This is a genomic window from Citrobacter sp. CK185 (assembly GCF_030333565.1).
GTDB lineage: Bacteria > Pseudomonadota > Gammaproteobacteria > Enterobacterales > Enterobacteriaceae > Citrobacter_B > Citrobacter_B koseri.
In genome coordinates this window covers 76,196-90,630 of record NZ_JAOWFR010000020.1, presented here as the reverse complement: position 1 = coordinate 90,630, position 14,435 = coordinate 76,196, and the positions used below count along the sequence as shown (strand labels likewise).

Genomic DNA, 14,435 nt, shown 5'->3' with positions numbered 1-14,435 from the left:
AGTTAAACGTTTGCTTTTTTGCGACACCCCTTATTGTTGCAAACGTAGCACAAGGAGATGACGTTTCGCTGGCAGTGGATTGTCCACCACGCATACTCGACGAAAAATAAACTCTCAGGGGATGTTTTCTATGTCTACGCCTTCAGCGCGTACTGGCGGTTCACTCGACGCCTGGTTTAAAATTTCACACCGTGGAAGCACCGTCCGTCAGGAAGTGGTTGCCGGATTAACGACTTTCCTGGCGATGGTCTACTCCGTTATCGTGGTTCCGGGGATGCTGGGTAAAGCCGGATTCCCGCCTGCCGCCGTATTTGTGGCGACCTGCCTGGTGGCTGGCGTCGGTTCTATTGTTATGGGTCTGTGGGCGAACCTGCCGTTGGCTATCGGTTGCGCCATCTCGTTGACCGCCTTCACCGCGTTTAGCCTGGTGCTGGGTCAGCACATTAGCGTTCCGGTTGCGCTGGGTGCGGTATTCCTGATGGGCGTGCTGTTTACCATCATCTCGGCGACCGGTATCCGTAGCTGGATCCTGCGCAACCTGCCGCATGGCGTGGCGCACGGCACCGGCATCGGTATCGGCCTGTTCCTGTTGCTGATCGCCGCGAATGGTGTGGGTCTGGTGATTAAGAACCCGCTGGACGGTCTGCCGGTCGCGCTGGGTAACTTTGATTCTTTCCCGGTTATCATGTCGCTGATTGGTCTGGCGGTCATTATCGGCCTGGAAAAACTGAAGGTGCCGGGCGGCATTCTGCTGACCATTATTGGTATTTCGGTTGTGGGTTTGATCTTCGATCCATCCGTCCATTTCTCCGGCTTTTTTGCTATGCCGTCTTTAAGTGATGAACACGGCAACTCGCTGATTGGCAGCCTGGATATTATGGGCGCGCTGAACCCGATCGTCCTGCCGAGCGTGCTGGCGCTGGTGATGACCGCTGTTTTCGACGCCACCGGCACGATTCGCGCGGTCGCTGGCCAGGCGAACCTGCTGGATAAAGACGGGCAGATTATCGATGGCGGCAAAGCGCTGACCACCGACTCCCTGAGCAGCGTGTTCTCTGGTCTGGTTGGCGCAGCGCCTGCGGCGGTATACATTGAATCGGCGGCGGGTACGGCGGCAGGCGGTAAAACGGGTCTGACGGCGATCACCGTCGGCGTCCTGTTCCTGCTGATCCTGTTCCTCTCTCCGCTCTCTTATCTGGTTCCGGTCTACGCGACCGCGCCCGCGCTGATGTACGTCGGCCTGCTGATGCTGAGCAACGTGGCGAAAATCGACTTCGCTGACTTTGTGGATGCGATGGCGGGTCTGATCACGGCGGTGTTTATCGTCCTGACCTGCAACATCGTAACCGGCATTATGATTGGTTTTGCTACGCTGGTGATCGGCCGCATTGTGTCGGGCGAATGGCGTAAGCTGAACGTCGGCACCGTGGTGATTGCCGTAGCGCTGGTCGCCTTCTATGCGGGCGGCTGGGCTATCTGATTCCTGGCGTCCTCTAAAAACGGGTGGCTTTTGCCGCCCGTTTTTATTTTCAGGACACATCCCGTTGTCTTTTGCGTTACTCTGAGGAAGATAGAATTGAGGCACGACGCCTCACGTTTTAAAACATAAGAAATATCGCAAACAGGGAACGCATGGAAATCTTCTTCACAATACTCATCATGACCCTTGTGGTCTCGCTGTCGGGGGTATTTACTCGTGTATTGCCCTTCCAGCTTCCTTTACCCCTCATGCAAATCGCCATTGGCGCGCTGCTGGCATGGCCGACGTTTGGTTTGCATGTGGAATTTGACCCTGAACTGTTCCTGGTGCTGTTTATTCCGCCGCTGTTGTTCGCAGATGGCTGGAAAACGCCGACCCGGGAGTTTCTCGAACATGGGCGAGAGATTTTCGGTCTGGCGCTGGCGCTGGTGCTGGTCACGGTGGTCGGAATTGGCTTTATGATTTACTGGCTGGTGCCGGGCATTCCGCTGATACCGGCCTTCGCGCTGGCTGCCGTGCTGTCGCCGACCGATGCGGTTGCGCTTTCCGGCATTGTCGGCGAGGGGCGCATTCCGAAGAAAATTATGGGCATCCTGCAAGGCGAGGCGTTGATGAACGACGCGTCCGGCCTGGTGTCGTTGAAATTTGCCGTCGCAGTGGCGATGGGGACGATGGTGTTTACCGTCGGCGGGGCGACGGTGGAGTTCTTCAAAGTCGCAGTGGGCGGTATTCTGGCAGGCTTTGTCGTCAGTTGGTTATACGGTCGCTCCCTGCGTTTCCTGAGCCGTTGGGGCGGGGATGAGCCAGCGACGCAAATCGTCCTGCTGTTCCTGCTGCCGTTCGCCTCCTACCTGATTGCGGAACATATCGGCGTATCCGGCATTCTTGCCGCTGTGGCGGCCGGGATGACCATCACCCGTTCTGGTGTTATGCGTCGCGCGCCGCTGGCGATGCGTCTGCGCGCCAACAGCACCTGGGCGATGCTGGAGTTTGTCTTTAACGGCATGGTCTTTCTGCTGTTGGGTCTGCAACTGCCAGGGATTCTGGAGTCGTCGCTGGTGGCGGCGGAAGCCGATCCCAACGTTGAAACCTGGATGCTGTTCACCGATATCGTGCTGATTTATGCCGCGCTGATGCTGGTGCGCTTTGGCTGGCTGTGGACGATGAAGAACTTCAGTAATCGCTTCCTGAAGAAAAAGCCGATGGAGTTTGGCGCCTGGACGATGCGTGAAGTCCTCATCGCCTCCTTTGCGGGGGTACGCGGGGCGATTACGCTGGCCGGTGTGCTCTCTATCCCGCTATTGTTGCCGGATGGTAACGGCTTCCCGGCGCGCTATGAGCTGGTATTCCTTGCGGCGGGCGTGATTTTGTTCTCGCTGTTTGTGGGGGTCGTGATGCTGCCGATTCTGCTGCAACATCTGGAAGTGGGCGATCACTCACAGCAGCAGAAAGAGGAGCGAATCGCCCGCGCCGCCACGGCGGAAGTGGCGATTGTCGCGATTCAGAAGATGGAAGAACGTCTGGCGGCGGATACCGAAGAGAACATCGATAACCAGTTGCTCACCGAGGTCAGCTCCCGTGTGATTGGTAACCTGCGTCGCCGCGCCGATGGGCGTAACGATGTGGAAAGCTCGATGCAGGAAGAGAACCTCGAACGGCGCTTCCGCCTGGCGGCGCTACGCTCGGAACGTGCAGAGTTGTACCACCTGCGCGCGACGCGTGAGATCAGTAACGAAACCCTGCAAAAACTGCTGCATGACCTGGATTTGCTGGAAGCATTGTTGATCGAGAATCAGTAAGCACCCGTATCGCCCGGTGGCGCTTCGCTTACCGGGCCTACAGGGGGTGGAAATTGCCCGGTGGCGCTTTGCTTGCCGGGCCTACAGGGGGCGATATTGCCTGGCGGCGCAACAATTTTGCGAGCCGTTTTCCTGAATTTACCTCTGCTCATTGCTGGCTTTCTCCTTTTCCCTCTACGCTCGGCGCTAGGAGAAAAGGAGCCAACATGTCCAACTATCGTCGTTATTACATTAATGGTGGAACGTGGTTTTTCACCGTTAATCTTCAGGATCGTAAAAGCGGTCTTCTTACGTCCCATATCCATGCGCTTCGTCATGCCATCGCCAGCGTTAAACAGCGTAAACCTTTTCATATCAACGCCTGGGTTGTATTACCCGAACATATGCATTGTGTATGGACCCTCCCTGAAAACGAGCACGATTTCTCCTCTCGCTGGCGTGAAATAAAAAAACATTTCTCTAAATCGCTGGGGTTGCGTCAGGTCTGGCAACCTCGATTCTGGGAACACACGATTCGGGATGAATACGATTACCGCCAGCATGTTGATTATAGTTATATCAATCCGGTTAAACATGCCTGGGTTAAACAGGTAAAGGATTGGCCCTTTTCAACATTTCATCGCGATGTTCGCCACGGGATATACCCTGCGGATTGGGCGGGAGAGATTACCGGGCTTAATGTTGGTGAACGCGGTGATTAAATTGCCCGGTGGCGCTTCGCTTACCGGGCCTACAAAATGCACTCCCGTAGGCCGGATAAGGCGCTTGCGCCGCCATCCGGCGAGCGAGGCGTTATTCCTGCGTTAACCAGAACCCTTCGCAACACGTCAACCACGCCCTGGCGCTGTGGGACAAATAAACGCCTTCGCGCCAGATCATGCCCAACTGCCAGCGTAAATCACTCTCCAGCGGGAGCCAGCGCAGGGTTTGTTTATCCAGCCGTTGGCAAATCGGCTCCGGCAAAATCGCAATTCCGACGCCGGCCTGCACCATAGCGGCCAGGAAATCCCACTGACCGCTGCGTACCGCAATACGCGGCTTCACATCATGCTGCTTAAAAAGCCGCATCAACTGGCGATTCAACGCAAAATCTTCGTTGTAGATAAGCAGGGGATGCTCCGCCAGCGCTTCGGGGGAAATCGACTCGCACGCCATCCACTTACCAGAACGCGGCACCAGCACGCATAGCGGGTGGCTGAACAGCGGCAAGGTCGTCAGCCCGCTCTCTTCCTCCACCGGCAGCGCGGTCATCGCCACATCCAGCTCGCCGTTCATTACCGCCTGCTGTACCGTCAAACCGCCAAATTCTGCAATCTTCAGTTCCACACCCGGATAACGCTGGCGAAACAGGCTAATCGGCCCGGCCATCAGCATGCCGACCATCGGCGGGATGCCAAGCCGCAGTAGCCCTTTATTGAGATGGTTAATATCGCCCAGCTCTGCTTCCAGCTGGCGAAATTCGGCGAGGATCGCCAGGCCGCGCTCGAACACCACGCGCCCGGTATCCGTCAGCAGCAGACGTCGCCCATCGCGGATCAGCAGCGTGCAATTAAGCTCATCTTCCAGATTCTTCAGCATCTTGCTGATGGTGGGCTGAGTGACAAATAACTTCTCCGCTGCGCGGGTGAAACTCTGCTGGCGCACCACCTCGACAAAATAACGCAGCGTTCTGATATCCATGATTATTCCTTAAGACTATGCCTGCAATGAGTTTAATTCATTTCAGTAGCGGACGGGCGCTCTCTATACTGGCGTTCCGTTTTATTTTTCAGGACATTCCCTCATGGCTGTGGCGATAAGCCGCGTTACGCCTGCTGTTATGCAACGACTCCAGATACCGGTTCAGGTACTGCTGTATGCAGGTTTATTTGTTTTTGCTCAATATCTTGTTTCATGGCTGCATCTGCCGCTTCCCGCCAATCTGGTTGGGATGGCGCTGATGCTGGCGCTGATTGTCTGTCGGGTGATCCCGCTTAACTGGGTTCGCGCGGGCGCACGCTGGCTGCTGGCGGAAATGCTGCTGTTCTTTGTCCCCGCCGTGGTGGCGGTCGTTAATTATGCGCAACTGCTGTTGATGGACGGCTGGCGCATCTTCGCCGTGATTGCGATCAGCACGCTGATGGTGCTTGGCGCAACCGCATGGGTGGTGGATAACGTGTACCGCTATGAGATGAGCAGGGTAAACCGTGAGTAATTTTCAGCTAAGCGTACTGTGCCTGGTCATCACGCTGGGGATCTATTTCGTCAATAAGCGGCTGTACCGTCGCTTTCGTAAGCTGCCGTTGATGCCGCTGGTGCTCACGCCCGCGCTGTTGGTATTGATACTGGTGTTTGGCCATATCTCCTGGCAGAACTACATTGGTGAATCGCACTGGCTGCTGTGGTTGTTAGGCCCGGCGACCATCGCGTTTGCCGTTCCGGTTTACGATAATCTCGCCATCATTAAACGCCACTGGATGTCGCTGACGGCGGGCGTGGTAACGGCAACCGTGGTGGCGGTCACCAGTTCCGTCTGGCTGGCGCGCCTGTTTACGCTGCCGGATGAGATTCAGCGCAGCCTGGCCGTGCGTTCCGTCACCACGCCATTTGCGCTGGCGGCGGCAGAGCCGCTGGGCGGTCAGCCGGATTTAGTGGCGCTCTTTGTGGTGGTGACTGGCGTGTTCGGGATGGCGGTTGGCGATGCGCTGTTTTTGCGCCTGTCTATTCGTGAAGGAATGGCGAAAGGGGCCGGGTTTGGCGCGGCATCACATGGGGCAGGTACGGCGCGTTCGTATGAACTGGGTCAGCAGGAGGGCGTCGTCGCCAGTCTGGTGATGATGCTGTCCGGTGTGATGATGGTGCTGGCGGCGCCGCTGGTCGCAAAAGTGATGTTCTGATGTTGTCCTCCGACCCGAGGGCCGGAGGAGTGCGCTGAATTAATGCGCGCGGCCTTGCTCAACGCCGTACCCGGTCTGGGAACGGATGAACTGGGCGCGGAACTGCTCACGTTCGCGATTACCTTCCGCAGAATTATCGGTAGCGGAGAAGAACCAGATCCCAATAAAGGCAACGCTGATGGAGAACAGCGCCGGATACTCATACGGGAAGATGGCTTTTTCGTGGCCGAGGATTTGCACCCAAATCGTTGGGCCGAGAACCATCAGCACGACAGCCGTCACCAGGCCTAACCAGCCGCCCATCATCGCGCCGCGCGTGGTCAGCTTCGACCAGTACATGGAGAGCAGGATGATTGGGAAGTTGCAGCTCGCCGCGATAGCAAACGCCAGGCCGACCATGAAGGCGATATTCTGGTTTTCAAACAGCACGCCCAGAATGATGGCAATCACGCCCAGCACCAGTACGGTAATTTTCGACACCCGCAATTCTTCACGTTCGGTCGCGCCTTTACGAAACACGTTCGCGTACAGGTCGTGAGATACCGCCGATGCGCCTGCCAGCGTCAGACCGGCCACGACCGCCAGGATCGTTGCGAAGGCTACCGCAGAGATAAAGCCGAGGAACAGGTTGCCGCCTACCGCGTTCGCCAGATGAACCGCCGCCATGTTGTTGCCGCCGATTAACGCGCCTGCGGCATCTTTATACTCCGGGTTCGCGCCGACCAGCATGATCGCGCCGAAGCCGATAATAAAGGTCAGGATGTAGAAATAACCCATAAAGCCAGTGGCGTAGAACACGCTTTTACGCGCTTCGCGGGCATCGCTGACGGTAAAGAAACGCATCAGAATGTGCGGTAAGCCTGCCGTACCGAACATCAGGCCCAGGCCTAATGACAGCGCGGAGATCGGGTCGTTGACCAGACCGCCCGGGCTCATAATGGCTGAACCTTTCGGGTGTACCGCCATCGCTTCGGTGAACAGGTTGTTGAAGCTGAAGCCGACGTGCTTCATGACCATAAAGGCCATAAAGCTGGCGCCGAACAGCAGCAGTACGGCTTTGATAATCTGTACCCATGTCGTTGCCAGCATGCCGCCGAACAGGACGTACATCATCATCAGAACGCCCACCAGCACGACCGCGATGTGGTAGTTCAGACCGAACAACAGCTCGATCAGTTTACCTGCCCCCACCATCTGGGCGATGAGGTAAAGCGCCACCACCACCAGCGAACCACAGGCAGACAGAATGCGGATCGGCCCCTGTTTCAGTCGGTAAGAGGCGACGTCGGCAAAGGTATAGCGACCCAGGTTACGCAAGCGCTCGGCGATCAGGAACAGAATGATAGGCCAGCCCACCAGGAAGCCGAGTGAATAGATCAGCCCGTCATAACCGGAGGTGAACACCAGAGCGGAAATCCCGAGGAACGACGCGGCGGACATATAGTCGCCGGCGATCGCCAGCCCATTCTGGAAGCCGGTAATATTCCCGCCTGCCGTGTAATAGTCGCTGCGTGAACGGACGCGTTTAGAGGCCCAGTAGGTGATGCCGAGCGTAAACACCACGAAAATCAGGAACATGACGATTGCCTGCCAGTTGGTTGGCTGGCGTTCTACTGCACCGCTAATGGCATCCGCTGCGTTTGCAGCGAAGGGTAGTGTGGCGGCAAGCGCCGTCAGGACTCTCTTCATGATGCTTTAACCTCGTGCAGGACAGCGTTGTTAAGACGGTCGAATTCACCATTCGCCCGCCAGATGTAAATACCGGTCAGGATGAAGGAGATCAGAATGACGCCCACCCCAATTGGAATACCCCGGGTGACATTGGTGCCGGCGTGTAGCGGAGTGCCCAGCCAGCCCGGCGCGAAGGCAATCAGTAGAATAAAGCTGATATAAACCGCCAGCATGATGACCGACAGAATGGTGGCAAACCGTTGCCGTTTTTCGACTAACTCCCTGAAACGCGCACTGTCTTCTATCCGTTGATAAATATTGTCATTCATCACAGAGTCTCCAGAGATAAGGTAGGGGGATTTTTTTATTTTGCCGGATGGCGACTGAAGCCTTATCGAGCCTACAAGCGATGTTGAACCTGTAGGCCCGATAAGCAGCGCGCCATCGGGCATTTCACGGTTAGGGTTATGAAGGCATTGCGATGGCCTGCTTCTCTTCGAGCAGTTTCTCGACCACGCCAGGATCGGCGAGGGTTGAGGTATCGCCCAGATTGCTGGTATCGCCCGCTGCGATTTTGCGCAAAATACGGCGCATGATTTTGCCGGAACGCGTTTTCGGCAGTGAGTCTGTCCAGTGCAGCACGTCCGGTGTTGCCAGCGGGCCAATTTCTTTACGTACCCAGTTGCGTACTTCGGTATACAGCTCCGGCGACGGATCTTCGCCGTGATTCAGCGTGACATAGGCGTAGATGGCCTGGCCTTTGATGTTGTGCGGAATACCGACCACCGCGGCTTCGGCAATCTTCGGATGCGACACCAGCGCGGATTCAATCTCCGCCGTGCCCAGACGATGGCCGGAAACGTTCAGTACGTCATCGACGCGCCCGGTGATCCAGTAGTAACCATCTTCATCACGACGCGCGCCGTCGCCGCTGAAATACATGTTTTTGAAGGTAGAGAAGTAGGTCTGCTCAAAACGCTCGTGATCGCCGAACAGGGTACGCGCCTGACCCGGCCAGGAGTCGGTAATCACCAGATTGCCTTCGGTCGCCCCTTCCTGCGGGTGGCCTTCGTTATCCACCAGCGCGGGCTGCACGCCAAAGAACGGACGCGTGGCGGAACCGGCTTTCAGTTCAGTCGCGCCGGGCAGCGGCGTGATCATGAATCCACCGGTTTCGGTCTGCCACCAGGTGTCCACTACCGGGCATTTTTCGTTACCGATCTTCTTCCAGTACCATTCCCACGCTTCCGGGTTGATCGGTTCGCCGACGGAACCGAGGATGCGCAGCGAAGAGCGATCGGTGCCTTCAATCGCCTTATCGCCTTCCGCCATCAGAGCGCGAATAGCGGTTGGGGCGGTGTAGAGAATAGTAACCTGGTGCTTATCCACCACCTGCGCCATCCGCGCAGGCGTCGGCCAGTTTGGCACGCCTTCAAACATCAGGGTGGTTGCGCCGCAGGCCAGCGGCCCATACAGCAGGTAGCTGTGCCCGGTCACCCAACCTACGTCTGCGGTGCACCAGTAGATATCGTCCGGGTGATAGTCAAAGACATACTTAAAGGTGGTGGCGGCATAGACCAGATAGCCGCCGGTGGTATGCAGCACGCCTTTTGGCTTGCCGGTTGAACCGGAGGTGTAGAGGATAAACAGCGGATCTTCCGCATTCATCTCTTCCGGCTGATGGTCAGCGCTGGATTTCTCAATCACGTCGCTCCACCACAGATCGCGGCCTTCATGCCAGTCGACTTTCCCGCCAGTACGTTTTAAAACCACCACATGTTCAACGCTGTTCACATTCGGGTTTTTCAGCGCATCATCGACGTTCTTTTTCAGCGGGATGCCGCGTCCGGCACGCACGCCTTCATCGGCGGTGATCACCAGACGTGAGCTGGAGTCGATGATTCGCCCGGCAACCGCTTCCGGCGAGAAGCCGCCGAAGATCACCGAATGTACCGCGCCAATGCGCGCGCAGGCCAGCATCGCCACCGCCGCTTCCGGCACCATCGGCATATAAATAGCCACGACGTCGCCTTTCTTAATGCCCAGCTCCAGCAGCGTATTGGCGAAACGACAAACATCGCGATGCAATTCGCGATATGAAATGTGTTTGCTCTGGGTGGCGTCATCGCCTTCCCAGATGATGGCGGTACGGTCGCCGTTTTCTTGCAGATGGCGGTCAAGGCAGTTTGCCGCCAGGTTCAGCGTGCCATCTTCATACCATTTAATCGACACGTTGCCGGGCGCAAAGGAGGTGTTCTTCACTTTTTTATACGGTGTAATCCAGTCGAGAATCTTTCCCTGTTCACCCCAAAAGGTATCTGGCTCGTTAATAGATTGTTGATATTTCGCCTCATACTGCTCCGGGTTTATCAGGCAACGATCCGCAATGTTTGCGGGAATAGCGTGTTTATGTATTTGGCTCATGGCTTTTGTTCTCCTTGTAAGATGTTAATAATATGTCTCACAAAAGTTAAATGTAGGGGCTTTGGCAGTTTTGTTTAGTATTTGCGCGGCAGATCACGCAATAACGGAACTGTGCAAATAAACGGCAAAGTGATTTTTGAAGGAATCTCGCAAAAATGGATTAATACCCGCGATAACATGCAGTTACAGGCGAGTTGTTGAAAAAGTGATCCGCGTCGAATGCTAACGAAAGGAGTAGGTTTAAGGAGGGTGGTATAACTCTAAAGTGGTATTTTACATGCACTTACAATTGATTAAAGACAACATTTTTAATGGGGTTTTTTGTTACACATAGAGGGGAGCAATGTCATGACAGTATTCGTGCGGTTGCTGTTGTGGAAAAACAAAATAAAGAACCGCCATTGAAGGCAATGGCGCAATCTGGATGAGACCTCTATGGCAAGGACAATATTACGCGCACGCCGTTTCTTCAGCCTGATATTACCGTTTTTTTTCATTTCCTCTGTATACGCTGAACAAACGTCCGTTCCCGCAAAGACCGTCACCGTTGAAGCGAAGAATGAAACCTTCGCCCCTCAGCATCCCGATCAATATCTCTCATGGAAAGCGACGTCAGAACAGTCAACGCGTGAAGATGCGCTGGCAGAAGACCCACGTCTGGTGATCCTGTGGGCGGGATACCCCTTCTCGCGTGACTACAATAAGCCGCGCGGGCACGCTTATGCGGTTACCGATGTGCGTGAAACCCTGCGTACCGGCGCACCGAAAAATGCCGAAGATGGCCCATTGCCGATGGCCTGCTGGAGCTGTAAAAGCCCGGATGTGGCGCGTCTGATCCAGAAAGATGGCGAAGACGGCTACTTCCACGGTAAATGGGCGCGCGGCGGCCCGGAAATCGTCAATGCCCTGGGCTGCGCCGACTGCCATAACACCGCCTCAGACGATTTCGCCAAAGGCAAACCGGCGTTAACGCTCTCCCGTCCTTATGCCGAGCGCGCGATGGAAACCATCGGCAAACCGTTTGATAAAGCCAGTCGTTTTGACCAGCAATCTATGGTGTGCGGGCAGTGCCATGTGGAGTACTACTTTGACGGTAAAAACAAAGCCGTCAAATTCCCGTGGGACGAGGGAACAAAAGTCGAGGATATGGAGAAATATTACGACGCCATCGCCTTCTCTGACTGGACAAACCCGCTGTCGAAAACGCCAATGCTGAAAGCGCAGCACCCGGAATATGAAACCTGGAGCGTGGGCATTCACGGCAAGAACAACGTGACCTGTATTGATTGTCACATGCCGAAAGTGCAGAACGCCGAAGGCAAACTTTACACCGACCATAAGATTGGCAACCCGTTTGATAACTTCGCCCAGACCTGCGCCAACTGCCACACCCAGGATAAAGCCTCCCTGCAAAAAGTGGTTGCTGAGCGTAAACAGGCCATTCATGACCTGAAAATCAAGGTTGAAGATCAGTTAGTACACGCGCATTTCGAAGCGAAAGCGGCGTGGGATGCGGGCGCGACAGAAGCGGAAATGAAACCGATTCTGGACGATATCCGTCATGCGCAGTGGCGCTGGGATCTGGCGATTGCCTCGCACGGCATCCATATGCATGCCCCGGATGAAGGTCTGCGTATGCTGGGCGGCGCGATGGATAAAGCGGCAGATGCCCGTACCAAACTGGTGCGTCTGCTGGGCAGTAAAGGCATCACTCATGAAATCCCGCTGCCGGATATCTCCACCAAAGAGAAAGCCCAGAAAGCGATTGGTTTGAACATGCAGCAAATCAACGCCGAGAAGCAGGACTTCATCAAGACGGTGATTCCGCAATGGGAAGATCAGGCGCGTAAAAACGGTCTGTTAAGCCAATAACCTCACATGTGACAAATTTGCCGGATGGCAGCGCAAGCGCTTTATCCGGCCTACGGAAGTCTTGTAGGCCTGATAAGCGTAGCGCCATCAGGCATTATGCAACGGAGTGAATATGAGCGTATTACGTTCGTTATTAACTGCTGGGGTGCTGGCGTCAGGTCTGTTCTGGAGCCTGTGTGGGATAACCGCTACCCCAACGCCGCAGGACTCAGAGCAACGCTGGACGGTCACCCAGCAGCGTAATCCAGATGCTGCTTGTCTGGATTGCCACAAGCCGGATACCGAGGGTATGCACGGTAAGCACGCTTCTGTCGTTAACCCGAACAACAAGCTGCCGGTTACGTGCACCAACTGTCACGGTCAGCCATCGCCTAAACACCGCGAAGGGGTGAAAGATGTGATGCGCTTTAACGACCCGATGTATACGGTAGAGCAGCAGAACAGCGTCTGTATGTCCTGCCACCTGCCTGAGCAGCTGCAAAAAGCGTTCTGGCCGCATGATGTCCATGTGACCAAAGTGGCGTGCGCCAGCTGTCACTCGCTGCATCCACAGCAAGACACGATGCAGACGCTCAATGAGAAAGGACGGATTAAGATTTGCGTCGATTGCCACAGCGATCAGCGCACCAATCCGCACTTTAACCCGGCGTCCGTTCCCTTGCTTAAGGAGCATCCATGAGTTGCTCTCGTCGCCAGTTTATCACCCGCGTCGGCGCGCTGGTGGCGGTCAGCGGAACAGCAGGACGCGTGGTGGCGAAAACGTTGAATATCAACGGCGTGCGTTACGGTATGGTGCATGATGAGTCATTATGCATCGGCTGTACCGCCTGCATGGATGCCTGTCGGGAAGTGAACCAGGTGCCGGAGGGCGTGTCGCGTCTGACGATTATCCGCAGCGAGCCGCAGGGGACGTTTCCTGACGTGAAGTATCAATTCTTCCGTCATTCGTGCCAGCACTGCGACCATGCGCCCTGCGTCGATGTTTGCCCGACCGGGGCCTCATTCCGCGATGCCGCCAGCGGTATCGTTGATGTGAACCCGGATCTGTGCGTCGGCTGCCAGTATTGCATTGCGGCGTGTCCTTATCGCGTACGCTTTATCCATCCGGTCAGCAAGACGGCGGATAAGTGCGATTTCTGCCGGAAAACCAACCTGAAAGCGGGTAAGTTGCCCGCCTGCGTCGAGTCCTGCCCGACAAAGGCGCTGACGTTTGGCAACCTGGACGATCCCAACAGCGACATCTCTCGTCTGCTGCGGCAGAAAACCACCTACCGCTACAAGCTGGCGCTGGGTACGAAACCGAAGGTCTACCGCGTTCCCTTTAAATTTGGGGAGGTGAGCCAATGACGCACGCTTCTGCTTTCCATTTTGAATCGCTGGTGTGGGACTGGCCCATCGCCATCTATCTGTTTCTGATTGGTATTTCTGCCGGGTTAGTGACGCTGGCTATTTTGCTGCGCCGCATTCACCCGGAAGCTGGCGGGGCGGACAGCACGCTGCTGCGTACGACGCTGGTGGTGGGGCCGGGGGCAATTATTCTTGGCCTGCTGATCCTGATCTTTCACCTGACGCGCCCGTGGACCTTCTGGAAACTGATGTTCCACTACAGCTTCACGTCGGTGATGTCGATGGGCGTCATGCTGTTCCAGCTCTATATGGTGGTGTTGGTTCTGTGGCTGGCGAAAATCTTTGAAAAAGAAGTGCTTGCCCTGCAACAGCGCTGGTTGCCGCGTCTGGGGATGGTGCAAAAAGCGTTGACGTTGCTGACGCCGTTCCATCGCCTGCTTGAGACGGTAATGCTGGTGCTGGCGGTACTGCTGGGGGCGTATACCGGCTTCCTGCTGTCGGCGCTGAAGTCCTATCCGTTCCTTAATAACCCGATCCTGCCGGTGCTGTTCCTGTTCTCGGGGATCTCTTCCGGGGCGGCGGTGGCGCTGATTGCGATGGCCTTGCGTCATCGCAGCAATCCGCACAGCACTGAAGCGCATTTTGTGCATCGCATGGAAACGCCGGTCGTCTGGCTGGAAATCTTCCTGCTGGCGGCGTTCTTCGTTGGGCTGGCGTTGGGCGATGACGGTAAAATGCGCGCGCTGACTGCGGCGCTGGGCGGCGGATTCTGGACATGGTGGTTCTGGCTTGGCGTCGCGGGGCTGGGGCTGATTGTGCCAATGCTGCTGAAGCCCTGGGCGAATCGTGGTTCGACGTTTCACGGCGTGCTGGCGGTATGCGGCGCCAGCCTGACCGGTGTCCTGCTGCTGCGCTTTTTCATTCTTTATGCGGGACAGCTAACGGTCGCGTGAGCTTAGGCAGGGT

13 protein-coding genes are annotated in these 14,435 nt (G+C 56.1%); 9 read left to right on the top strand and 4 right to left on the bottom strand.

Annotation, left to right across the window (positions count from 1 at the left end; translation table 11 throughout):
• The first annotated feature begins 130 nt into the window (after positions 1-130).
• From ghxP to OGV79_RS04850, 3 genes are all read left to right on the top strand, one after another.
• Complete coding sequence (gene ghxP / locus OGV79_RS04860; protein ID WP_024130830.1) at positions 131-1,480, top strand: guanine/hypoxanthine transporter GhxP; 1,350 nt, start codon at positions 131-133, stop codon at positions 1,478-1,480.
• A 152-nt stretch (positions 1,481-1,632) separates the two neighbouring features.
• Positions 1,633-3,279 carry a Na+/H+ antiporter gene (locus tag OGV79_RS04855; protein WP_012134595.1) on the top strand — a complete coding sequence of 549 codons (1,647 nt, stop codon included), beginning with the start codon at positions 1,633-1,635 and terminating at the stop codon, positions 3,277-3,279.
• 206 nt (positions 3,280-3,485) lie between these two features.
• Entirely contained in the window at positions 3,486-3,980 is a 495-nt protein-coding gene (locus OGV79_RS04850) for an REP-associated tyrosine transposase (RefSeq protein ID WP_049011572.1), read from the top strand.
• A gap of 91 nt (positions 3,981-4,071) precedes the next feature.
• Here OGV79_RS04850 and OGV79_RS04845 read toward each other — a convergent pair whose 3' ends face one another.
• A complete protein-coding gene (locus OGV79_RS04845; protein WP_012134592.1) occupies positions 4,072-4,959 on the bottom strand; it encodes a LysR family transcriptional regulator in 888 nt (295 codons plus the stop codon).
• 103 nt (positions 4,960-5,062) lie between these two features.
• On the opposite strand from OGV79_RS04845, the gene OGV79_RS04840 reads away from it, so the two are divergent.
• Both OGV79_RS04840 and OGV79_RS04835 read left to right on the top strand, forming a co-directional pair.
• Positions 5,063-5,473 (top strand): CidA/LrgA family protein, encoded by a 411-nt coding sequence (locus OGV79_RS04840; RefSeq protein ID WP_012134591.1) that lies wholly within the window; start codon positions 5,063-5,065, stop codon positions 5,471-5,473.
• On the top strand, positions 5,466-6,155 hold the full coding sequence (locus tag OGV79_RS04835; RefSeq protein ID WP_012134590.1) for an LrgB family protein: 690 nt from the start codon (positions 5,466-5,468) through the stop codon (positions 6,153-6,155). The genes OGV79_RS04840 and OGV79_RS04835 overlap by 8 nt, the downstream gene beginning before the upstream one ends.
• 39 nt (positions 6,156-6,194) lie before the next feature.
• On the opposite strand, the gene actP is transcribed toward OGV79_RS04835, so the two are convergent.
• The 3 genes from actP to acs form a co-directional block, all read right to left on the bottom strand.
• Positions 6,195-7,844, bottom strand: coding sequence for a cation/acetate symporter ActP (gene actP / locus OGV79_RS04830; RefSeq protein WP_012134589.1), 1,650 nt, complete (start codon positions 7,842-7,844; stop codon positions 6,195-6,197).
• Positions 7,841-8,155: a DUF485 domain-containing protein gene (locus tag OGV79_RS04825; protein WP_024130828.1), complete on the bottom strand. Its 315-nt coding sequence runs from the start codon at positions 8,153-8,155 to the stop codon at positions 7,841-7,843. The genes actP and OGV79_RS04825 overlap by 4 nt, the downstream gene beginning before the upstream one ends.
• 136 nt (positions 8,156-8,291) lie before the next feature.
• Positions 8,292-10,250, bottom strand: a complete 1,959-nt coding sequence (gene acs / locus OGV79_RS04820) for an acetate--CoA ligase (protein WP_012134587.1) — start codon at positions 10,248-10,250, stop codon at positions 8,292-8,294.
• Positions 10,251-10,685: 435 nt separating this feature from the next.
• Between acs and nrfA the strand changes: the two genes are divergently transcribed.
• The 4 genes from nrfA to nrfD all read left to right on the top strand — a co-directional run bounded on the left by nrfA (position 10,686) and on the right by nrfD (position 14,422).
• Positions 10,686-12,122 carry an ammonia-forming nitrite reductase cytochrome c552 subunit gene (gene nrfA / locus OGV79_RS04815; protein WP_012134584.1) on the top strand — a complete coding sequence of 479 codons (1,437 nt, stop codon included), beginning with the start codon at positions 10,686-10,688 and terminating at the stop codon, positions 12,120-12,122.
• Positions 12,123-12,234: 112 nt separating this feature from the next.
• Positions 12,235-12,801: a cytochrome c nitrite reductase pentaheme subunit gene (nrfB, locus tag OGV79_RS04810; RefSeq protein ID WP_024130827.1), complete on the top strand. Its 567-nt coding sequence runs from the start codon at positions 12,235-12,237 to the stop codon at positions 12,799-12,801.
• Positions 12,798-13,469 carry a cytochrome c nitrite reductase Fe-S protein gene (gene nrfC / locus OGV79_RS04805; protein WP_012134582.1) on the top strand — a complete coding sequence of 224 codons (672 nt, stop codon included), beginning with the start codon at positions 12,798-12,800 and terminating at the stop codon, positions 13,467-13,469. Before nrfB ends, nrfC begins: the two co-directional genes overlap by 4 nt.
• Positions 13,466-14,422 carry a cytochrome c nitrite reductase subunit NrfD gene (gene nrfD / locus OGV79_RS04800; protein WP_012134581.1) on the top strand — a complete coding sequence of 319 codons (957 nt, stop codon included), beginning with the start codon at positions 13,466-13,468 and terminating at the stop codon, positions 14,420-14,422. Before nrfC ends, nrfD begins: the two co-directional genes overlap by 4 nt.
• The last annotated feature ends 13 nt before the right edge of the window (positions 14,423-14,435 follow it).